The sequence below is a fragment of the Baekduia sp. Peel2402 genome (genome assembly GCF_052567285.1).
Genome location: NZ_CP199582.1, coordinates 2,901,316 through 2,919,091, shown reverse-complemented (window position 1 = coordinate 2,919,091; position 17,776 = coordinate 2,901,316). Strand labels below are relative to the sequence as shown.

General features: G+C 71.9%; 21 protein-coding genes. 10 read left to right on the top strand and 11 right to left on the bottom strand.

Annotated elements, in window-relative coordinates:
- Window positions 1-51 precede the first annotated feature (51 nt).
- From ACT01A_RS14270 to ACT01A_RS14260, 3 genes are read right to left on the bottom strand one after another with little or no spacing between them, the layout of a single operon-like run.
- On the bottom strand, window positions 52-753 hold the full coding sequence (locus ACT01A_RS14270; RefSeq protein ID WP_445147752.1) for a leucine-rich repeat domain-containing protein: 702 nt from the start codon (window positions 751-753) through the stop codon (window positions 52-54).
- Window positions 750-1,109, bottom strand: a complete 360-nt coding sequence (locus ACT01A_RS14265; RefSeq protein WP_445147751.1) for a cupredoxin domain-containing protein — start codon at window positions 1,107-1,109, stop codon at window positions 750-752. The genes ACT01A_RS14270 and ACT01A_RS14265 overlap by 4 nt, the downstream gene beginning before the upstream one ends.
- A complete protein-coding gene (locus ACT01A_RS14260) occupies window positions 1,106-1,783 on the bottom strand; it encodes an endonuclease/exonuclease/phosphatase family protein (RefSeq protein WP_445147750.1) in 678 nt (225 codons plus the stop codon). The genes ACT01A_RS14265 and ACT01A_RS14260 overlap by 4 nt, the downstream gene beginning before the upstream one ends.
- A 25-nt stretch (window positions 1,784-1,808) precedes the next feature.
- On the opposite strand from ACT01A_RS14260, the gene argF reads away from it, so the two are divergent.
- The 4 genes from argF to ACT01A_RS14240 all read left to right on the top strand — a co-directional run bounded on the left by argF (window position 1,809) and on the right by ACT01A_RS14240 (window position 4,437).
- Window positions 1,809-2,672, top strand: coding sequence for an ornithine carbamoyltransferase (argF, locus tag ACT01A_RS14255; RefSeq protein WP_445147749.1), 864 nt, complete (start codon window positions 1,809-1,811; stop codon window positions 2,670-2,672).
- Between the two features lie 176 nt (window positions 2,673-2,848).
- Complete coding sequence (locus ACT01A_RS14250; RefSeq protein ID WP_445147748.1) at window positions 2,849-3,283, top strand: hypothetical protein; 435 nt, start codon at window positions 2,849-2,851, stop codon at window positions 3,281-3,283.
- Complete coding sequence (locus ACT01A_RS14245) at window positions 3,280-3,744, top strand: SAM-dependent methyltransferase (protein WP_445147747.1); 465 nt, start codon at window positions 3,280-3,282, stop codon at window positions 3,742-3,744. The genes ACT01A_RS14250 and ACT01A_RS14245 overlap by 4 nt, the downstream gene beginning before the upstream one ends.
- A 111-nt stretch (window positions 3,745-3,855) precedes the next feature.
- Window positions 3,856-4,437: a hypothetical protein gene (locus ACT01A_RS14240; RefSeq protein WP_445147746.1), complete on the top strand. Its 582-nt coding sequence runs from the start codon at window positions 3,856-3,858 to the stop codon at window positions 4,435-4,437.
- Here the strand turns inward: ACT01A_RS14240 and ACT01A_RS14235 are convergent.
- Window positions 4,421-5,680: a hypothetical protein gene (locus tag ACT01A_RS14235; protein ID WP_445147745.1), complete on the bottom strand. Its 1,260-nt coding sequence runs from the start codon at window positions 5,678-5,680 to the stop codon at window positions 4,421-4,423. The genes ACT01A_RS14240 and ACT01A_RS14235 overlap by 17 nt on opposite strands.
- Window positions 5,681-5,700: 20 nt before the next feature.
- Here ACT01A_RS14235 and rlmD point away from each other — a divergent pair, with 20 nt between their 5' ends.
- Both rlmD and ACT01A_RS14225 read left to right on the top strand, forming a co-directional pair.
- Window positions 5,701-7,077 carry a 23S rRNA (uracil(1939)-C(5))-methyltransferase RlmD gene (gene rlmD / locus ACT01A_RS14230; protein WP_445147744.1) on the top strand — a complete coding sequence of 459 codons (1,377 nt, stop codon included), beginning with the start codon at window positions 5,701-5,703 and terminating at the stop codon, window positions 7,075-7,077.
- 30 nt (window positions 7,078-7,107) lie between these two features.
- The gene (locus ACT01A_RS14225) at window positions 7,108-7,317 is read left to right on the top strand and encodes a hypothetical protein (RefSeq protein WP_445147743.1); all 210 of its coding nucleotides are present in this window, start codon (window positions 7,108-7,110) and stop codon (window positions 7,315-7,317) included.
- Here ACT01A_RS14225 and ACT01A_RS14220 read toward each other — a convergent pair whose 3' ends face one another.
- Complete coding sequence (locus tag ACT01A_RS14220) at window positions 7,318-7,809, bottom strand: calcium-binding protein (RefSeq protein ID WP_445147742.1); 492 nt, start codon at window positions 7,807-7,809, stop codon at window positions 7,318-7,320.
- 38 nt (window positions 7,810-7,847) lie between these two features.
- Here ACT01A_RS14220 and ACT01A_RS14215 point away from each other — a divergent pair, with 38 nt between their 5' ends.
- Window positions 7,848-8,867 (top strand): GNAT family N-acetyltransferase, encoded by a 1,020-nt coding sequence (locus ACT01A_RS14215; protein ID WP_445147741.1) that lies wholly within the window; start codon window positions 7,848-7,850, stop codon window positions 8,865-8,867.
- Here the strand turns inward: ACT01A_RS14215 and ACT01A_RS14210 are convergent.
- The 3 genes from ACT01A_RS14210 to ACT01A_RS14200 are packed head-to-tail and all read right to left on the bottom strand — an operon-like array spanning window position 8,855 to window position 11,505.
- The gene (locus tag ACT01A_RS14210) at window positions 8,855-9,061 is read right to left on the bottom strand and encodes a DUF2945 domain-containing protein (protein ID WP_445147740.1); all 207 of its coding nucleotides are present in this window, start codon (window positions 9,059-9,061) and stop codon (window positions 8,855-8,857) included. The two genes, ACT01A_RS14215 and ACT01A_RS14210, sit on opposite strands and share 13 nt — an antisense overlap.
- Before the next feature lie 60 nt (window positions 9,062-9,121).
- Window positions 9,122-10,099 (bottom strand): M48 family metallopeptidase, encoded by a 978-nt coding sequence (locus ACT01A_RS14205; protein ID WP_445147739.1) that lies wholly within the window; start codon window positions 10,097-10,099, stop codon window positions 9,122-9,124.
- Window positions 10,096-11,505, bottom strand: coding sequence for an MFS transporter (locus ACT01A_RS14200; protein ID WP_445147738.1), 1,410 nt, complete (start codon window positions 11,503-11,505; stop codon window positions 10,096-10,098). The genes ACT01A_RS14205 and ACT01A_RS14200 overlap by 4 nt, the downstream gene beginning before the upstream one ends.
- Before the next feature lie 84 nt (window positions 11,506-11,589).
- On the opposite strand from ACT01A_RS14200, the gene ACT01A_RS14195 reads away from it, so the two are divergent.
- Together ACT01A_RS14195 and ACT01A_RS14190 are read left to right on the top strand one after the other, a co-directional pair.
- Window positions 11,590-12,540 carry a zinc-binding dehydrogenase gene (locus ACT01A_RS14195; RefSeq protein ID WP_445147737.1) on the top strand — a complete coding sequence of 317 codons (951 nt, stop codon included), beginning with the start codon at window positions 11,590-11,592 and terminating at the stop codon, window positions 12,538-12,540.
- Complete coding sequence (locus ACT01A_RS14190; RefSeq protein WP_445147736.1) at window positions 12,537-12,890, top strand: nuclear transport factor 2 family protein; 354 nt, start codon at window positions 12,537-12,539, stop codon at window positions 12,888-12,890. The genes ACT01A_RS14195 and ACT01A_RS14190 overlap by 4 nt, the downstream gene beginning before the upstream one ends.
- Before the next feature lie 161 nt (window positions 12,891-13,051).
- On the opposite strand, the gene ACT01A_RS14185 is transcribed toward ACT01A_RS14190, so the two are convergent.
- The 3 genes from ACT01A_RS14185 to ACT01A_RS14175 are packed head-to-tail and all read right to left on the bottom strand — an operon-like array spanning window position 13,052 to window position 16,262.
- A complete protein-coding gene (locus tag ACT01A_RS14185; protein WP_445147735.1) occupies window positions 13,052-13,765 on the bottom strand; it encodes a hypothetical protein in 714 nt (237 codons plus the stop codon).
- Entirely contained in the window at window positions 13,738-14,343 is a 606-nt protein-coding gene (locus ACT01A_RS14180) for a uracil-DNA glycosylase family protein (RefSeq protein ID WP_445147734.1), read from the bottom strand. Before ACT01A_RS14180 ends, ACT01A_RS14185 begins: the two co-directional genes overlap by 28 nt.
- A gap of 47 nt (window positions 14,344-14,390) precedes the next feature.
- Window positions 14,391-16,262: a PHP domain-containing protein gene (locus ACT01A_RS14175; protein WP_445147733.1), complete on the bottom strand. Its 1,872-nt coding sequence runs from the start codon at window positions 16,260-16,262 to the stop codon at window positions 14,391-14,393.
- A 179-nt stretch (window positions 16,263-16,441) separates the two neighbouring features.
- Here ACT01A_RS14175 and ACT01A_RS14170 point away from each other — a divergent pair, with 179 nt between their 5' ends.
- The gene (locus tag ACT01A_RS14170; RefSeq protein WP_445147732.1) at window positions 16,442-17,731 is read left to right on the top strand and encodes an ATP-binding protein; all 1,290 of its coding nucleotides are present in this window, start codon (window positions 16,442-16,444) and stop codon (window positions 17,729-17,731) included.
- Window positions 17,732-17,776: the final 45 nt, after the last annotated feature.

Genomic DNA, 17,776 nt, shown 5'->3' with positions numbered 1-17,776 from the left:
CCCCCGGCGATCGGTTGTCCGGAGGTGGACTTGAGGCGCGGTGGGAGCGGCTCAGTGCCAGACGACGCCGCCACGCTCGCGCACCGCGCGGGCCGCGGCGGGCAGGTCGGGGAAGAACGGCGTCCAGCGCAGGTCGAGGCGTTCGAGCGACGCTGGCAGCGGCGGCAGGTCCTCGAGCGGGTTGGCGCGGAGGTCGAGTTGGCGCAGGTTCGGGAGCGCGGCGAGCGTGTCCGGCAGCGTGGTGAGCGCGTTGTCGCGGAGGTCGAGGACGCGGAGCTCGCTGAGCGTGCCGATGGTCGGCGGGAGTGACGTCAGGCCGTTGCCGCGGGTGTGGAGCTCGCGCAGCGCGCGGAGGCCGCCGATCGTCTCGGGTAGCGAGACGAGGTCATTGCCTTGGATGCGCAGCTCGACCAAGGACGACAACTCGCCGATCCAGTCCGGCAGCTCGATCAGCCGGTTGGCGTCGAGGCCGAGGTAGCGCAGCGTCGCCGCCAGCCCGCGCACGCCGTGCGGCACCGCGTCGAGCACGTTCTCGCCGAGGTAGAGGAGCTCCAGCGCGGGCAGCGCGCCGATCTCCTCCGGCACGTCGGCCAGCGCGTTGTGCGCGAGGTCGAGCGTGTGCAAGGACGACAACTCGCCGATCCGCGGGTCGAGGCTCGTCAGCCCCATCTCCGCGGCGACCAACCGCACCAACTCGGTCTGCTCCCAGATCTCCTCCGGGATCGCGTCCCGGCCGCGGAGGTCGGCGATCACTTCGCGACGACGTCGATCGTCCCGTCCATCCCCGGGTGCAGCGTGCACTCGTACTTGATCGTGCCCGCCGCGGTCGGCGTGAAGCTGTAGGTGCCGTCCTTGTTGAAGGTGTCGGAGGCGAACTTCGCGCCGGAGTCTGCCTTGACGTCGTGGCCGATGTTCTCGTCGTTGCGCCAGGTGATCTTCTGGCCGACCGCGACTTGAACGTGCTCGGGCTTGAAGCGCAGGTTCTGCATGCCGACGACGTCGCCGTCCTTGAGGACGGTCGCGGTGCCGCCGTCGTCGCCGCCGCAGCCCGCAGCGAGCGCGGCGGTCGCCAGCGCGACCGCGGTGAGGGGGAGGAGGGGGCGCATCATGAGGCCCCGGAGCGTACGACCTCGACGAGCACCGCGGCGTGGTCGGAGAGGCCCTGCGTGTCCAACGTCACGGCGGGCGCCGCCGCTGCGAAGCCGCGTCCCAGGAGGCGGTCGATGCCGTGGCCGCCGAGGTCCGTGTAGCCCGGCACGCGCGGGCGGTCGATGTTCATGTCGCCGCCCAGGAGCGCGGGGGCGCCACCGCTCCAGCGGTCCAGCGCGGTGCCTGCGCGGGCGAGGTCGTCGAGCGTGCGCGCGTCGGGGCGCGTCGTGGCGTGGAGGTTGGCGACCCACGTGCCGTCGGCCAGTTGCACGGCGTGCGCGACGCGCCGCTCGGGCCAGCAGCGCACGCGCCGCGACGCGTGCGCAGCGATCGGGCCGACGCTGCCCCGCACGAGGATCGCGTTCGCGCCGCCGCCGTTGCTCTTGATCAGATCTGGCCGTCGCTGGGCGACGAGGCGGCGCAGCGCCAGCAGCGCGTTGCGCGACGTCAGCGCGTGCCGCTCCTGCGCCTCGCACGCCCGCGCCAGCGGCTCCGGCCACCACGGCGGGACCTCCTGCAGCAGCGCGACGTCCCACGCCCATCCGCTCAACATGTCCGCGAACTCCGGCAGGAGCTCCCGCGGCGTGTCGGGGACCGACCGGCCGTGGAACAGGTTCCAGGTGAGGATGCGCATCGCGGCTTATCATGCCCCGCTTCCCATGCGACACCTCCTCACCGGCACCGAGCTCACCCCCGACGACCTGCACCAGGTCCTCGACCGCGCCGCGGCGCTCAAGCTCGCGCCGCGATCGAGCAGCCTGCTCGACGGCCGCACGGTCGCGCTCGTCTTCCAGAAGCCCTCGACGCGCACGCGCGTCAGCTTCGAGGCGGGGATCTTCGAACTGGGTGGTCACCCGATGGTCCTGCGCCCCGGCGACACGCAGCTCGGCCGCGGCGAGTCGCTGCGCGACACCGCGCGTGTGCTCGGCCGCCACGTCGCCGCCGTCGGGGTCCGGACGCATGCCGACAGCGAGCTGGAGGGCCTGGCCGCCGAGGACCAGCTCCCGGTCTTCAACATGCTCACCCAGAACGCCCACCCGTGCCAGGTGCTTGCCGACCTGCTCACGCTGCGCGAGGCGTTCGGATCGCTCGACGGCCTCAAGCTGACCTACGTCGGTGACGGCAACAACATGGCGCGGTCGCTGTACGACATGGGTCGCATCGCCGGGGTCGAGGTGGTGCTGTCGACGCCGCCGGAGTTCTCGCTGCCCGGCGTCGAGTCCGTGACCGATCCGCGCGAGGCGGTCGCCGGCGCGCACGCGATCTACACCGACGTGTGGGTCTCGATGGGCGACGAGGACACCGCCGACGCGCGCCGCGCGGCGCTGGGTCCGTACCGGATCGACGACGCGCTGATGGATGCTGCCGCGCCGGGCGCGATCGCGTTGCACTGCCTGCCGGCGCACCCGGGCGAGGAGATCACCGAGTCCGTGCTCTACGGCGACCGGCAGCGGATCTGGGACCAAGCGGAGAACCGCCGCCACGCTCAGAAGGCGATGCTGGAGTGGCTGCTCGCGGAGTAGGTCCAGGCCGCGAGCCCCTACGGGTGCGGGTCGTCGCCGGGTGGGTCGGTGTGTGGGTTCCGGCGACGACCCGCAGACCCGCGGCTGGACCCGGTATGGGGTGTCGCAAAAGCCCGTAACGCGGCACGTCGTGAGAACTTGCGGCAACTGCTCGCACAATGGGTAGGGTCGCGCTCATGCCGCAGCCAAAGAAGCCCGCGCCTCCGGCACCCGACGAGCTCGTCGCCTCGCTCGGCGTGCTGCGCGAGCGGCTGGTCTCCTCGATCACGCTGACCAGCGACCGGCTCCAGGAGGCCGTGGACGACGCGGTCCGGCGCGGGCGGATGACGCGCAAGGACGCCGAGGAGCTGCTCAGCACGCTGCTGACCGCGGGCCGCGCGCAGACCGAGGCGCTGCTGGCGGAGGTCGAAGGGCTCGTGCGGCGCCGGCCCGGGAGCGGGGGCGGCGCGAGTGCCTTCCCGATCGAGGACTACAACTCGCTCACGGCCGCGCAGGTCAACGCCAAGCTCGGCGACCTGAGCGCCGCCGAGCTGCGCAAGGTGCGCGCCGCCGAGCGCAAGGGCAAGAACCGAAAGTCGGTCCTGGCCGCCGTCGAGCGCAAGCTGGGATGACCTACGCGTTGGTCCCGGTCGGCGCGGTGCGCGGCGGACGCGCCGAGGTGCGCGACGACGATTGGGATGCCGAGCGCGCGACGATCGTCCTCGACGCCGCGCGGTTTGAAGAGGACGCGGTCGCCGGCCTGGACGCGTTCTCGCACCTGGAGGTCGTCTACCTCTTCGACCGCGTCGATCCGGACGCCGTCGAGACCGGCTCGCGCCACCCGCGCGGGAACGCCGACTGGCCGCGGGTCGGGATCTTCGCCCAGCGCGCGAAGGACCGACCGAACCGCCTCGGCGTCTCGCGCTGCGTCCTGGAGCGCGTCGAGGGGCTCACGCTGCACGTCTGGGGCCTCGACGCCGTCGACGGCACGCCCGTCCTCGACATCAAGCCCTACATGTCGGAGTTCGGCCCGCGCGGTGACGTGCGCCAGCCGGCGTGGTCGCGCGAGTTGATGGCCGGCTATTGGGCCTGACCGTGCCGTGCGGCACGACCTGCCGGACGGCTCTGGCGTGGGTGAGGCGCGACTGGTCCCATCCCCTCACCGGCGCCAACGCCGCTCGTCGCTCAAGAAGGAGGAAGCGCAATGAGCAAGGTCACGCGGTTCGTCGTCCTCGTGGTGGGGGTGATGTCGGTGGTCGGTGCGTTGGCCGCGTCGGCACAAGCGGTCACGTGGCACAACAGCGCCAGCACCTCGTTCACCGCGACGGCGGGACCGTGGACCTTCTCGGGGGCTCCAAACCCACTCCACTGTCCGAACGCCACGATGACGGGGACCGTACCGAGCCTGAGCCTCGTGGCGGTGTGGGTCTCGGGCACTATCACCGCATCCAACTGCGTGCTGTTCGGCGTGACGACGGGTGTGGACTGCGGTTACACGCTTACTGGGACGACCCACAGCGGCGGCGTGACGTCAGGCACGGTTGACATGACTTGCGGCGTCTACCAGTTCGGCAGCAAGGTATGCCACATCGGCGGAACCGTTTCCGGCGCCTACACGAACCCGGGCACGGCGGGCGTCCTGAACATCGCCACTGCCGGCAACCTCATCTCCAGAAATGGGCCGTCCGGTAGCTGCCCGTTGGGCAACGGGTTCACCGGTCACCTGTCCGCGCTGTCGTTCAGGACGACGTCGGCCAATCCACCCATCATCACCCGGACTCCGTGACCGAGCCTTCGCCTCCCCGCGTGAGCGCGTCGCGCAGCGCCGCGTCGCCGGCCAGGCGCCGCGCCCGCGCCAGCGCGCGCAGGTAGTCGGCGCTCGACAGCAGCGGGTCGGCGCTGACCAGCCACGGCGCGCTCGGCCACAGCAGGCCGGTCGCGTTGGCCATGCGGCGCGCGTAGCGCTCGCGGAGCGATGGGTGCGGGCCGCCGTCGAGCAGGTCGAGGCCGTGCAGGAGCGTCGCGGCGAGATGGCGGGCGCGCAGGCGGGTCATCGCGACGCGGTGGCGCGAGAGGCGCTCGTCCCCGATCCCGGCGGTCGCGCGGTCCTCCAGCGCGAACGCGAGCGCCTCGGCGTCGGCGGGGTCGGTCAGGTGGCGGTCCTCGAACGGCGCACGCGGATCCCGGTGCGCGAGGAAGACGGCGTGGCCGGCCTCGTGGAAGAGCGCTTCGAGATCGCTCAGGCCGCCGCGCGGCGCGACCACCAGGTGAATGTCGGACGGGACCTCGATGGCGGCGCAGAACGCGCGCGGCGACTTGCCGGGGCGCGGCGCGGCGTCGAGCGCGAAGCCGCGGTCGTCGACGCCGAGCGTTCCGAGCGCCTCGCGCAGCGCGCCCACCGGATCCTCCGGCAGCAGCGGGTCGGCCCACGCCGCGCGGTGCACGCGCGGCAGGTCGGCGCGGGCGGTCACGGGCTCGCCGTCGCCGTCCAGCGCGGGCGCCTCGGTCGCGCGCAGCAGCGCCTCGGCCTCGGCGGCCAGCGCGCCCGGATCGCGGCCGTGCAGCGTTGCCAACAGCGCGCGCGGCGACGGCCAGCCGAGCACGCGGACCTCGGCGCGGACGCGCTCCAGCCCTTCGGCGGCCAGCGGCGTCAGCTGGCGGGCGACGACGTCCAGCCGCGCCTCCTCCAGCGCGATCCGGCGCGCGAGGTCGGGGCCGTCGGCCAGGTCGGCGGTCAGCTCGGCGAGATTGCCCGCGGACTCGGCCTTGGCCCGCTCGGCGTCGGTCCGGGCGGTGACGCTTGATAGCCGCGCCTCGATCGCGAAGCGCAGCAGGCGGCGCGCGGAGGGGTCGGCGGCAGCCGCTTCGCGCAGGGCGTCGATCGCCGCGTCGTCGAACGCGGCGGCGTGAAAGGCGTACAGCGATTCGGGGTCCCAGAGCCCGTCATGACCCGCGAAGCGCCGGTGGTGCGCGCGGTTGAGGTCGGTCGCGAACGCCTGCGCGCGGGCCCGATAGGCGTCGAGGTCCATGGCGGTGGCATCCTAAGTGCGTGAGCACGCCCTCGACCGAACCCCGTCCGACCCGCCCGCAGCGCGGGGAGGAGCTGACGCTGCACATCGACTCGCTCGCCTTCGGCGGCGCGGGGGTTGCGCGACATGAAGGCGGCTGGGTCGTGTTCGTACGCGAGGCGCTGCCCGGCGACACGGTCCGCGCGGTCGTCACCAAGCGCAAGCGCCACTACGGCGAGGCGCGGCTGCTGGAGGTCATCACGCCGTCGCCGGATCGCGTCGAGCCGGTCGCGCACCACCCGGGCGCGCCGTGGCAGGTCATGCCCTATGAGAAGCAGCTGGAGATCAAGGCCGAGCAGGTCGAGGACGCGCTGCGCCGGCTCGGACACCTCGACGGCTTCCAGATGCTGCCGATCGTCCCGGCCGTCGAGCAGTGGCGCTACCGCAACAAGCTGGAGTTCTCGTTCGGGACCGACGCCGCCACCGGCGAGCTGATCTGCGGCTTCCACGCGCCGGGGTCCTGGGAGGACATCGTCCACGTCGAGGACTGCATGCTGCAGTCCGAGCGCGGCAACGAGGCCCGGCGCCAGGTGCTCGTCTGGGCGCGCGCGCAGGGCCACACCGCCTACGACCGCCGCACGCAGATCGGCGAGTTGAGGAACTTGGTCATCCGTGAGGGCCGGCGCACCGGCGAGATCCAGGTGCGCCTGGTCGTCAGCGAGGGCGTCGAGGTCGAGGCGGGGTCCTTGAACGCCGCGGTCCAGGCCGACTCGCTGCTGGTGACCGAGATCACCACCGTCGGCGAGACCACCACGGGCGGCTCGACCTCGCGCGTCGCGGGCAACGAGACGATCACCGAGGAGCTCGGCGGCCTGACGTTCCGCCTCGGCGGCCAGTCGTTCTTCCAGACCAACACCGAGATGGCCGAGAAGCTCTACGCGGTCACCGCCGACGTCGCCAAGCTCCAGGGCTGGGAGCGCGTCTACGACCTGTTCTGCGGCATCGGCACGATCGGCCTGTCCTTGGCGAGTCGCTCCGGCGAGGTCTGGGGCCTGGAGATCGTCGAGGAGGCGATCGCCAACGCCTTGGACAACGCCAAGGCCAATGACATCTCCAACGCCCACTACTTCGCCGGCGACGTCCGCCTGGCGATGCGCGACCTGGTCGAGAAGGCCGGCCGCCCCGACGTCATTGTCGTCGACCCGCCTCGTGCGGGGTTGTCGCAGAAGGTCGTCCGCCGCGTCCTCGAAGCCTCGGCCAAGCGCATCGTCTACGTCTCCTGCAACCCGACGACGCTCGCCCCCAACGCCGCCCAGATGGCCGAGGAGGGCTACATCCTCAAGACGGTCCAGCCCGTCGACATGTTCCCGCAGACGCCGCACATCGAGTGCGTGGCGCTGCTGGAACGTGGTGAGTAGCGCAGCGCCTCAGCGGGGACTCCCGTCGCCATGAGCGACGAGGAACGTGAAGGCATCCGCGGCGATGAGCTGGCTGACGCCGCGGGTGGCGCCGGCAGCGAGGCGCCGGAGGCGCCCGACGGCGGGGTGCGCGGCGGCGAGGGGCTGGCGGAGGACGCCGGCGACACGACGGCGCCGCACGGCGACGAGTGGGGCGAGGACGGCGTGCGCGGCGACGGCCTGGCCGACGACGCGGCCTAGCTAGGAGCCGTTGGTCTTGTAGGAGATCGTCTCGCAGCGCTTGATCTTGTAGCCCTTCTTCGCCTTGTGCGAGATGAAGAGCGTGTCCTGACCGGGGCCGCAGTCGATCGCGCCGTGGCCGAAGTGGGCGTGGATGGTGTCCTTGCCCGCGCCTGCGTCGATCGAGTTGCGGCCGTGGGAGGCGTAGATGAAGTCGTCGCCGTCGGCGCCGTAGATGTGGTCGAACTGCGAGGTCGGCTGACCGCCGGGCTTGTAGTCGCCCCAGAGGACGTCGGCGGCGCCACGGCCGTAGAGCGTGTCGTTGCCGTGGCCGCCGAGCAGCTCGTCGCTCTTGGCGGTGCCGCGGATCGCCGAGGACTGGTCCTTCTTATGCATCTTCAGGACGCCGTTGATCTTCGGCCAGCCCTCGTGCGAGGTCTTCGCGGGTGCGAGCGCGGTGGTGGCGAGCAGCGCCGCGAGGGCGGACAGGATGACGGCGAGCGGACGGCGCATGGAGCGGGGCACCGTAGCGGTTCCGTATGGTCAAGGCGATGCCGACGCAGGCACCCCGACTGGTCACCGAGCGGCTCGTGCTGCGGGCCTTCGAGCCGCGCGACGTCGCGCCGCACGTGGCGTCGTCGGCCGACCCCGAGGTCCAGCGGTACCTTGGCGGCGTCAAGGATCCGTACGACGCGTTCGGGACGCTCGCGACCCACGCCGGGCACTGGGCGCTGCGCGGCTACGGCGCGTGGGCGGTCGAGCGCCAGGCGGACGGCATGTACCTCGGTCGCGTCGGCCTCTGGTATCCCGAGCTGTGGCCGGACGTTGAGATCGGCTGGCGGATGCATCGCGCTGCGTGGGGCAACGGCTACGCGACCGAGGCCGCGCGCGCCGCGCTCGGCTGGGTCTGGACGACGCAGCCCTTCGACCACCTCATCTCGGTCATCCACCCTGACAACGTCCCGTCGCAGCGGCTGGCGGAGCGCTTGGGCCACACGAACACCGGGCTGTTCGAGATGCCGATCGGGATCAGCGCGCAACGCTGGGTGCTCCAGCGCCCGTCCGATGACGAGGCCTACAACATCCGCCCGGCGACCCATGTCGACGCGGACGACCTCTCCCGCCTCGTCACCGCCGCCTTCGACGACTACATCTCGATCTCGCCGCCCGGCTGGGCACCACGCCCGCACCCGCCGGAAGAGGAGCACGAGCTGCTCGACCACCCCGACGTCACCGCGCTCGTGGCGCAGCCCGGCGGCGTCCTGGCCGGCACGGTCCTCTATCGCCCCGCGTCGACCTCGCGCCTGGAGTCCGACGACCCCGGCCTCGTCCACTTCGTCCGCCTCTTCGTCGATCCCGCCTGGCACGGCAGCGGCCTCGCCAAACGCCTCCACCGGCGCGCGGTCGACGACGCCCGCGCCCGCGGCTTCACCAACATGGTGCTCTTCACACCCCACGCCCAGGGCCGCGCGCGCCGTTTCTACGAGCGCGAAGGCTGGACCCACGTCCGCGACGACTTCTCCGACGAGCGCTTCGGCATGCCGACCGCGGAGTACTCCTATAGCTTGTGAAGCGCGTCCGGCTTGTGGACCGCCGTCCCGCCGGACTTCTCCGACCGCACCAGGTACTGCGGCTCGTCCTCCGACGCGCGCACCGTCCGGCCGCCGGCCTCGGTGTCGGACGTGATCTTGCGCTCGACCACGCCGACGGCCTCGCCGCCGTGGGACTTCCACTTCACCTTGTCGCCTTTGCGGAACGTCGTCATGACAACGGCGCTTCCCGCTCGGCACCGCGCGCGATGCGCGACCGGGCGCGTGAGCGCGCTCTAGCGGTCCTTCTTCAGCCAGTCGGCGAGCTGATCGGTTGCGCTGCCGACGGCGTCGCCGGCCTCCTTGAAGGCGCTGCGGAAGCGGTCGGCGTAGTGGTTGGCCGCGTCGTTGGCCTCGGTGCGGGCGTCGGGCTCTTCGCCGCGGCGGAGGTACTCGCCGCCGACGATCCGGTCGTACTCGCCGGAGCGGACCCAGGCCATCAGCTCCTGGGCGCGGCGGACGGGCATCGGGTGGGTGACGTTGAGGTCGGTCATCATCCGCGACAGGCGCTCCAGGCCGCTGGCGGGCGCGTCGTACTCGGCCGCCTGGGCCATGAACTGCGCGAGGTCGAGCGAGTCGGCCTCGGCGCCGGCGGCGAGGATCATCAGCGTCCGGCAGACCGCCTCGGGATCGCGCGTGACCAGCGCCGCGGCGCGGTCGCAGGACATCTCCGCCGCGCGCGACCACTCAAGCAGCGCCTGGCGGACCGCCATCAGCGGCAGTCCCGCCAGGATCGGCAGCCGCACCGACGCGCCCATCCGCAGCAGGATCTGCAAGGCGGTGAAGTAGAGGACGTGGTCGGCGAGCACGTGCGCGGCCTCGTGGGCGAGCACGGCCCGCCGCTCCTCGGGGCGCAGCAGCCGCACGAGCTCGCTGTTAACGACGACGATCGGCCGCCCCGCCCCGATCGTCTGCGCGTTGGCGACCGGGACCTGGGTGATGTACAGCTCGGGGACGTCGTCGAGGTCCAGCGTGCGGAAGACCTGGTTGTGCAGGTTCCACGTGTCCGGGAGCTGGGCCGGCCCGAGCCGCACCGACGAGCCGAGGTACGCGATCCGCAGCGCGCGCTCGTAGCCCAGTTCGATCAGCTTGCGGACGACGGCGTCTAGCCCCGGGATCGACGCGAGCGCGGCCGTCGCGGCGCGGTCCGCCGGATGCTCGAACGCGCGCGCCGAGATCCCCTTGAGCTGGTAGCCGTCGACCGGGAGCGTCATGCGGCCATGGTCTCAGAGACCGCGAGGGCGTCGCTGACCGCTGGACGCTCCTCGCGCGCGAGCAGGACGACGAAGCCGACCGCGGCGACGCTGAGCGCTCCGCACAGCTCGCAAACCGTCTGAAGCGACGCGCCGGACAGATACGCGGAGCCGAGCGTCGCCACGCCGAGCGCGAAGCCGAGCATGTTAATGGTGTTGAAGAGGCCGGACGCGTCATGGGCCTGGGCCAGCGGGACGCCCGCGATCGACCGCGTGATCACCTGCGAGTACCCGGCGCCGAAGCCGGCGCCGGCCAGCGCGAGCAGCGGCAGCGCCTCCGCGTCGCTCCACGCGCCGCCGCTCGCCGCCAGCCCGAGGCCCGCGTAGCCGACCGCGCTGAGCCCCAGGCCGAGCGGCGCGATCCGGCGTTGGGCCTCGGCGGTCAGTGCGGGAACGGTGAGCGACGTCGCCGCGAAGCCCAGCGCGTAGGGCACGAACGTCAGGCCGCTGCGCAGCGGCGAGAAGCCCAGGCCCTCCTGGAGGTGCAAGGTCAACACGAACAAGAACCCGCCGTAGGTCACCATGACGGCCGTGGTCGAGGCCATGCCGAGGCCGAAGCGCGGACGGGCGAGCAGGCGCACGTCGGCGACCGGCGTGCCGCCGCGGGCGAAGACGCGCCGTAGGTGCAAGGCCAACGACAGCGCCACCGGCACGGCGGCGCCCAGGCACGCCCACGTCCACCACGCCCAGTCGACCTCGTGGCCGAAGACCAGCGGCACCATGACCAAGGCAATCAGGTCGGTCGCCAGTGCGACACCTACCCAGTCCATGCGTCGTCCGGACGGCCGCCGCGTGACCGGCAGCAGCCGCGGGCCGGCGACCAGCAGCGCGACGCCGACCGGCACGTTGATGAGGAACACGGGCCGCCACGAGGCGCCAAAGAGATCCAGGTCCACCAACAACCCACCGAGCACCTGCCCGCAGACCACGCCCGCGCTGACGACCGTCGCCAGCAAGGCCATGGCCTTCATCCGCGCCGCACCGTCGTACTGGAGCTGGATCACGGTCATCACCTGCGGCCCCATCGCCGCGGCCGCGACGCCCTGGCCGATCCGCGCGACCACGAGCACCGCCGGCGACCACGCCAACCCCGCGACCAAGGACATCACGGTGAACCCGGCCAATCCGAACAAGAACAGGCGCCGGTGCCCGTAGTCGTCGCCTAGACGCGCGCCGGTGATCAACAGCGCCGCGTAGGCCATCGCGTAGCCGGAGATCACCAGCTGCAGCGCGGCGCCGGACACGCCGACGTCGTCCTGGATCGCGGGGCCGGCGACGTTGACGATCGCCGTGTCGAGGCTGGCCATGAACGTCCCGCACAGCAGGACGGCCAGCGCTTGGGCAGGTCGGGGGGAGGAGGAGGTCATGTCGGGCAGCGTCCCGCCGCGCCGGCGCGCCCGCGATTCCCTGTCAGGTAATGCCCGCGCCCGCGTTGGGTAGGTTCCAAGGCCATGCGCGCCGCGACCGTCCGTGACGGCGAGATCGTCGTCGAAGAGCACCCCGACCCCACGCCCGCCCACGGCGAGGTCCTGATCGAGGTCCGCGCCGCGGCGCTCAACGGGGCCGACATGATGCAGAAGCGGGGCCTCTACCCTGCCCCGCCCGGCTGGCCGCAGGACATCCCGGGCCTGGACGTGGCCGGGGTCGTCTCCGAGTGCGGGTCGAACACGTCGAGGTTCCGCCCCGGCGATCGCGTCATGGGCTTCGTCGGCGGTGGCGGCCAGGGCGAGCTGCTGGCCGTCCACGAGCGCCTGCTGATGCCGGTCCCGGAGGCGCTGGACTGGGCCCAGGCCGGCGGCTTCGCGGAGGTCTTCACCACCGCCTACGACGCGCTGTTCACCCAAGGCGAGCTCAAGGCCGGCGAGCGCCTGCTGATCCACGGCGCCGCGGGCGGCGTCGGCACCGCGGCGGTCCAGCTGGGTGCGACGTCCGGCGCGACGGTCGTGGCCAGCGTCCGCAACACCGACCACCACGACGCGGTCTCCGAGCTCGGCGCGCACGAGGTCGTCACGCCGGACGACGAGCAAGGCAAGTACGACGTCATCCTCGAGCTGGTCGGCGCGCCCAACCTCCCGGGCAACGTGAAGGCGTTGAACACGCTCGGGCGGATCGTCGTGATCGGCATCGGCGCGGGCGCCAAGGCCGAGGTCAACCTCGGTGCGCTGATGGGCTGCCGCGGCCGCATCAGCGCGTCCACGCTGCGCGCGCGCCCCTTCGAGGAGAAGGCGATCGCCGCGCGCCACGTCGAACGCCACGTGCTCCCGCTGGTCGAGCGCGGCGAGATCACGGTCCCGATCGCCGAGACCTACAGCCTGGATGACGCGCCCGCCGCCTACGAGCGCTTCGCCGCCGGTGGCAAGCTCGGCAAGATCGTGCTGACGATGGGCGAGGGCGCGACGTGAGCGGTGCGATGAACGCCGTCGAGCGCCTGTGGCGCGCCATCCGCCGCGACGACTGGGAGACCGCGCTGGCCCAGCTGCACGAGCACGCGGTCATCCGCTGGCCGCACTCCAACGACCGCTTCGACCGCGCGATCGACTACACCACCGCGCACCGCCTCCAGGGCGGCCGCACGCGCATCGACATCCGCGGCATCGCGACCGACGGCCGCCAGGTCACCGCGTGGGTCGTCATCGAGGACAGCGACGGCACGTGGCACCTCGGCGGGTTCTACGAGCTGCGCGACGGTCACATCGCCCAAGGCGTGGAGATCCTGGCCCGCGAGGGCGACTACCCGTCGATCGTGGGTTAGATGGTCGATGCGAAATTCCCGCGGCCGTGCTCGCACGCCCGGCGGCGCTGGATCGCCACGCGATCACTTACCGATCCAACCAGGATCGGCTGCGCAATCGCGCGGCGCCCAGCATCCACCGTGCGCACGATCACGACCACGGTCGATTTCGCATCAACCATCTAGCCGGCGTTCGACGCGCGCAGCAGCCGCGGCAGGTGGTCCAGGTTGGCCAGGAAGTAGGCGGCCGCCAGCAGCGGCAGGACCGGGACCGCGCGGTCGAAGCCGACCTTCAGCGCGATCGCGCCGACGGTCGCGACCCACATCGCCACGGCGGTCGTCCCGACGCGCATCCCGAAGCGCCGCGCGAAGACCAGGAAGACGCCGGCGAAGACCGCGTCGGAGATCCCGAGGCGCCCCGCGGGCAGCCCGTTGCCCCAGTCGGGCAGCTCCAGGCTGAGCGGATCCCCGGGCTGGGTCTGGCCGGCGTTGGCCAATAGCTCGCTCGGCCCGCCCGCGTACGTGGAGATCACGTCGACCGCGGCGACGAAGACCGGCAGCGCGAGCGCCAGCGACGGCGCCAGCAACCCGATCGCGAACAGGCCGCCGAAGGCGCTGTAGGCGATCGCCTCGATCGGCGTCGCGCCCGCGCCGACGTCCGCGACGTTCAGCCCCGCGACCAGCCCGAAGGCGCCGACCGCGCACAGACCCAGCAGCGGCGGCACGTCCGACAGCGGCGTCACGCACGCGATGCACAGGAAGACGAACGCGCTCCCGACCGACGAGGCGACCAGGATCGACGTGTCGACGTCCCCGATGACCGGGAGCGACGGCGCGACGAGGACGTAGACCTGCGCCGCGAGGAGGCCTAGTAGGGCGGCAGGTCCGCGTACCACTCGCCCAGGACCCGGAACGCCGACCAGAAGGCGCGCTTGGCGTCCTCCTCGTCGAGGCACTCGTCGATGTTCGGCGTGACGATCGCGTCGATCGACGGCGTCAGCTGCTGGCGCGCGCCCGGGACGTACTCCAGCGGCTTGGCGAGCGGGACGTCCAGCTCGTTGAGGACCTGGAGGGCGTCCTCGCCCATCACCACGACGACCTTCGGCTGGACGATCGACAGCTCCTCGACGACGCGCGCGACGCAGCCCTCGTCGGCCAGCGACGGATCGCCGACCGGGCACTTGACGCAGAGCGTGCCGTAGACCGCGAGCGGATCCACCTGCAGGCGCTTCAAGGCCTTCATCAGCGCGGTGCCGGAGCGCCCGTAGAAGGCGACGCCCTCCTCGACCTCCGACGGCATCGGCGCGTGCTTGAGCAAGAAGACATCGGCCTGGGGATGGCCGGACCCGAGCACGGGCATGATGCCGCCGCGCGGGCAGGCATCGCACGCCTGCAGCTCGCGGGTCAGGGAGTTCAACTCCCTGATGGCGCGCTCGAGGTACTTCTCGCGGATCTCGTCGTCTGTCGCTGGCATGGACGATCCCAGATTCGACGGTCCCGAACGAGGCCCCTGCGGCTGCATCAGCCCTTGCGCGCAGCTCTTCGGATGCGACGGTCCCTGCGCGCGCGGCGGGCCGCCTTCGGGGTGGCACGGGTCTCCAGGAACTTCAAGGCCTGCACGTAGAGCAGGGTGCCCGATTTGGTGCTGATCTCCGCGTGCCTGAGCGACTCGAGGAATTCCTCGGGACCCTCGAAGTCGCGCATTTTTATGCGCACCGAGCCCAGCCCGGCGGCGACGTGGGAGTCGCTGCCCGCGCCGCGGACGATCTGGTACTTGGCGGCGAAGCGTTCGGCTTCTTCGTTGAAGGAGCCGATCGCGACGCGCGGGTTGTAGACCTCGATCGCGTCGACGTCGTCGAGGATCTTGAGCAGGTGCTCGTAGTCGGGGACCGCGTGCATGCGGTCGAAGGGGTGCGGGACGTAGACCAGGCCGCCCTGGCGCTTGATCTCGGCGACGGTCTCTTCGAGCGTCAGGCCGCGCGGGATCTTCTCGGTGAGGAAGAGGCCGATGACCTCGCCCTGCGACGCGGTCTTGACCTCCTCGCCGATGATGATCTTGACGCCGAACTCCGCGGCCTTTTCCTGCGCCTCGTAGGCGCCTGAGACCTCGTTGTGGTCGGTGACGGCGATCGCGCCGAGGCCCTGTTCGCGGGCGGTGGCGAGGAGGTGCTCCACGGGCGTCGCGCAGTCACCGGAGTGGTCGGTGTGCATGTGGAGGTCGACGTCGATCAGCGGGCGGTTCTTGATCTTCGCCCACAGCTTGGGGTCGCCGGTGGGGTCGTGGCGGCGGGCGACGACGGCCTCGTAGGACGCCTCGACCTCGTCGGCGACCGTGCTCCAGGCGCGCGGCTGGGGCGCGTCGGCCCGCAGCCGGGTGCGCAGGGCCTCGTCGGTGATCAGCCGCTTGAGCTGGCCGGCGAGCGTCTCGGTGTCGGCGGGCTCGAAGAGCAGCCCGTCTTCGTCGGCGAGATCCTCGTAGACCGGCAGCCGCGAGAGCACGGGGATCGCGCCCGCGGCGACGGCGCGCAGCACGAGCGCCGGCGCGGGCCGGGCGCCTGCCGACGCGCCGACGATCACGTCAGCGCGGGCGATCGCCTCCTCCTCGCCGTCCTCGACGAACCGGACCCGCTGGCGCAGCTCTTCGCGCAGCGGCGTCGATGACGACGGGCCCTGCTTGGAGATGACGGTCGCCTCCCACGGGACGTCCGTGCCGAGCCGCCGCAGCGCGCGCAGGAAGACGCGCAGTGCCTGGCGCTCCTCGACGTCCACGAACAACAGCCGCAGCGGCTCGTCCGCGCCACGCGCGACGTGAGGCGTCTCGGCGCCCGTGCCCGGCCGCACGACCTCGTAGGTGGCCGGGAAGAAGCGGTTCAGCAGCTCCGCGGTCGCGCCGAACGCGGCGTGGCGGGCGTCGAGACGACCGAAGATCAGCGTGACGAGCTTGCGGGCGACCTGCGTGGCCACCACGCGCTCTGCGGGCGCGTGGAAGGTGCCGACGTTGAGCGCGCGCGAATGCCGGAGGGCCACGGAGGAGACGGAAGGCGCAAACGGCTCGTGGACGTGGCAGACGTCGAACGCGGTGCCCGTAAGCAGCTCCTCGACCGTCCGTGCCACGTCGATCGGCACCGCCGGCCTGCGCCGTCCATCCGTCCCGACCGGCAGCACCTCTCCGACCGCGAGATGGCGCACCTCACCGGGTTGACCGAGCACATCACCCTGCCGAATCGCCCGCCGCGACTGCCGCACGGCTTCCTCATCCCGAGACGGCGCCGCCACGACCACCGCATGCCCCCTGGCCGCCAACTCCTCGGCCACCCTCCCGACATACGTGTTGACCTCATGCCGATCCTCCCACGGATACGGCGTGACCTGGACGATCGCCAGCGGCTCCACGGGCGGAAGTCTAGTCCGCACCGCCGCGCGCCCCTTTTCGTTGGGAGGCGTATCGACGTCACCGCTCTCGTTGCGCCGGGCTCAAAGCCCGAAGCTGTCGTGCAGAACAGCCCGAAATCGTAGTGCAAGGAAGCCCGAAACTGTAGCGTTAGGTATCCCGATCCTGTAGCGTGCGGACCATGGAGGACGCTGCCTATCGCGCACGCGCGATGGATCGGACGCTGGACAGCTTCCTGCGGAGCTTCTCGGCGATCGCGATCGAGGGCGCGAAGGGGGTGGGGAAAACCGCGACGGCAAGACAGCGGGCCGCGACCGAGTTCAAGCTCGACGAGCCCGAGGCGCTCGCGATCGTAGAGGCCGACCGTGCTCGTGTGCTTGAGGCACAACCGCCGGTGCTCGTCGATGAGTGGCAGCGACACCCGCCGATCTGGGACGCGATCCGCAACGCCGACGATCGAGGTGCGGCGCCCGGGAGCTACTTGCTCACGGGCTCGGCGGATCCTCGCGATGCTCCGGCGCACACCGGCGCTGGGAGGATCGTCCGGTTGCGGATGCGGCCGCTCTCGCTCGCCGAGCGGCTCGACGCGTCGCCGACCGTCAGCCTCGCGGCGCTCTTGGACGGTGATCTCCCGCCGCTGGACGGCGAGACCGACGTCGACCTGGAGCGCTACACCGAAGAGATCCTGCGCGGCGGCTTTCCCGGCCTGCGGCGTTACGAAGGGCCCGCGCACCGGGCGCAGATCACGAGCTACCTCGACCTGATCGTCGAGAAGGACTTCCCGCAGCTTGGCCAGCAGGTACGCAATCCCGAGGCACTGCGTCGGTGGATGGCCGCCTACGCGGCGGCCACGTCGACGACGGCGAGCTTCGAGAAGATCCGCCGGGCGACCTCGAGCAACGAGGGCGACGAGTCGGCGCGCAGCACGGTGATCCCCTACCGCGACGCGCTCCGGCGGCTGTACGTGCTGGACCCCGTGCCCGCGTGGCGCCCGGCGGCCGGTTCTCTCACGGAGCTCGGCGACGCTGAGAAGCACCAGCTCGTCGACCCGGCGCTGGCGGCACGTCTGGTGCGCGCGACCAAGGGCCGTCTGCTGGACGGTGCCTCCTCTGGCCCGTCGATCCCGCGTGACGGCACGCAGCTCGGTGCGCTCTTCGAGTCGCTCGTCACGCTGTCGGTGCGGGTCTACGCCGCGGCTGCAGAGGCTGCGGAGCGCGAGGTCCGCCACCTGCGCACCCACCGCGGAGACCACGAGGTCGACCTGATCGTCGAGCGCGAGGACGGCGACGTCTTGCTGATCGAGGTCAAGTTGAAGGCCGTGCCCGGTGACCAAGATGTCGCGCATCTGAACTGGCTCGCCGAGCGTCTCGGCGATCGCGCGATCGACCGCGTGATCGTTACGACCGGGCGCGCCGCGTACCGCCGGCCGGACGGCGTCGCGGTCGTTCCCGCCGCCCTGCTCGGCCCCTGAAACGCCGACGGCCCGCTCCAAGGAGCGGGCCGTCGAAAGCCAAAC

What these genes read in the sequence shown, in the direction of transcription:
- ACT01A_RS14265 (WP_445147751.1), bottom strand. Translation starts at nt 1,109, where the DNA reads ATGATGCGCCCCCTCCTCCCCCTCACCGCGGTCGCGCTGGCGACCGCC.
- ACT01A_RS14260 (WP_445147750.1), bottom strand. Translation starts at nt 1,783, where the DNA reads ATGCGCATCCTCACCTGGAACCTGTTCCACGGCCGGTCGGTCCCCGAC.
- argF (WP_445147749.1), top strand. Translation starts at nt 1,809, where the DNA reads ATGCGACACCTCCTCACCGGCACCGAGCTCACCCCCGACGACCTGCAC.
- ACT01A_RS14250 (WP_445147748.1), top strand. Translation starts at nt 2,849, where the DNA reads ATGCCGCAGCCAAAGAAGCCCGCGCCTCCGGCACCCGACGAGCTCGTC.
- ACT01A_RS14245 (WP_445147747.1), top strand. Translation starts at nt 3,280, where the DNA reads ATGACCTACGCGTTGGTCCCGGTCGGCGCGGTGCGCGGCGGACGCGCC.
- ACT01A_RS14240 (WP_445147746.1), top strand. Translation starts at nt 3,856, where the DNA reads ATGAGCAAGGTCACGCGGTTCGTCGTCCTCGTGGTGGGGGTGATGTCG.
- ACT01A_RS14235 (WP_445147745.1), bottom strand. Translation starts at nt 5,680, where the DNA reads ATGGACCTCGACGCCTATCGGGCCCGCGCGCAGGCGTTCGCGACCGAC.
- ACT01A_RS14225 (WP_445147743.1), top strand. Translation starts at nt 7,108, where the DNA reads ATGAGCGACGAGGAACGTGAAGGCATCCGCGGCGATGAGCTGGCTGAC.
- ACT01A_RS14220 (WP_445147742.1), bottom strand. Translation starts at nt 7,809, where the DNA reads ATGCGCCGTCCGCTCGCCGTCATCCTGTCCGCCCTCGCGGCGCTGCTC.
- ACT01A_RS14215 (WP_445147741.1), top strand. Translation starts at nt 7,848, where the DNA reads ATGCCGACGCAGGCACCCCGACTGGTCACCGAGCGGCTCGTGCTGCGG.
- ACT01A_RS14210 (WP_445147740.1), bottom strand. Translation starts at nt 9,061, where the DNA reads ATGACGACGTTCCGCAAAGGCGACAAGGTGAAGTGGAAGTCCCACGGC.
- ACT01A_RS14205 (WP_445147739.1), bottom strand. Translation starts at nt 10,099, where the DNA reads ATGACGCTCCCGGTCGACGGCTACCAGCTCAAGGGGATCTCGGCGCGC.
- ACT01A_RS14200 (WP_445147738.1), bottom strand. Translation starts at nt 11,505, where the DNA reads ATGACCTCCTCCTCCCCCCGACCTGCCCAAGCGCTGGCCGTCCTGCTG.
- ACT01A_RS14195 (WP_445147737.1), top strand. Translation starts at nt 11,590, where the DNA reads ATGCGCGCCGCGACCGTCCGTGACGGCGAGATCGTCGTCGAAGAGCAC.
- ACT01A_RS14180 (WP_445147734.1), bottom strand. Translation starts at nt 14,343, where the DNA reads ATGCCAGCGACAGACGACGAGATCCGCGAGAAGTACCTCGAGCGCGCC.
- ACT01A_RS14170 (WP_445147732.1), top strand. Translation starts at nt 16,442, where the DNA reads ATGGAGGACGCTGCCTATCGCGCACGCGCGATGGATCGGACGCTGGAC.